Below are 862 nucleotides of genomic sequence, written 5' to 3'. Positions count from 1 at the left end.
GAGAGCCGAGGTAGACCACCTCGTCGATAGGCCAGAGATGTAAGCGTGGTAACACGTTCAGTTGACTGGTACTAATTGCTCGATAGGCTTGATTTGATCCAGTAGAAGCAAGACTTCAACTTATCAATCAAAAGCATACACATACAATCAGTGGTACATGACTTGGACAAACAACGCTCAGCGCTGCAGTGGTGACCCCGTCGCTCTGCTGCGCAGAGCGCTTTATCAGGAATTTATTTGGTTTGGTGATCATAGCGCGAGCAAAACACCTGGTCCCATCCCGAACCCAGCCGTTAAGTGCCGTAGCGCCGATGGTACTGCGTCTTAAGACGTGGGAGAGTAGGTCATCGCCAAACCTAATAAGTTCCTGATAAAAACAGTATCTCTCCACGATGAACAGAATAACAAAACCGCCGTAGCTATTAAGCTGCGGCGGTTTTGTTTTGTAAAACTACTCTTTTCTCAGATTGTTATGACGCCCGGTTACTTCAGTCGCGGCTCCCCATCCGCTTGACCCCGCCCAAGGCCCTGTCACAGTGGCGTCAAAGTCGGCGGCTGGGAGGCAGGACATGGATATTGAGACGCTTTTTGGGCTGGAGGGGAAAACTGCACTGATCACTGGCGGCGCCACGGGCATCGGGCGCATGGCGGCTGAAGCTTTGGTGCGGGCGGGCGCGCGGGTTTTGCTGGCCAGCCGGACCGGAGAGGCCTGCCAAGCAGTCGCAGAGGAGTTGAATGCGCTAGGCGCCCGGGGCAGTGCCGAAGGTTTCGCAGGGGATGTCGGCAGCGAAGAGGGCGTTGACGCGCTCGTGGCCGAGGTTCAGGCGCGCGGCGACCGGCTGCATATTCTCATGAACAACGC

At 55.6% G+C, this 862-nt stretch carries 1 protein-coding gene and 2 rRNA genes; all 3 read left to right on the top strand.

Translation table 11 applies throughout. The features are described 5' to 3' along the window. Positions 1-96: ribosomal RNA gene (locus tag A3722_RS04950) — 23S ribosomal RNA — on the top strand; the annotation flags it as partial. Between the two features lie 145 nt (positions 97-241). Then, positions 242-356, top strand: a 5S ribosomal RNA gene (gene rrf, locus A3722_RS04945). A gap of 213 nt (positions 357-569) precedes the next feature. Then, positions 570-862: SDR family NAD(P)-dependent oxidoreductase (locus A3722_RS04940; RefSeq protein WP_150120440.1), on the top strand; the 293-nt coding region annotated here is incomplete at its 3' end.

The sequence above is a fragment of the Sulfitobacter sp. HI0027 genome (genome assembly GCF_001634775.1).
Classification (GTDB): domain Bacteria; phylum Pseudomonadota; class Alphaproteobacteria; order Rhodobacterales; family Rhodobacteraceae; genus Sulfitobacter.
This window is presented reverse-complemented; position numbering and strand designations above follow the sequence as displayed.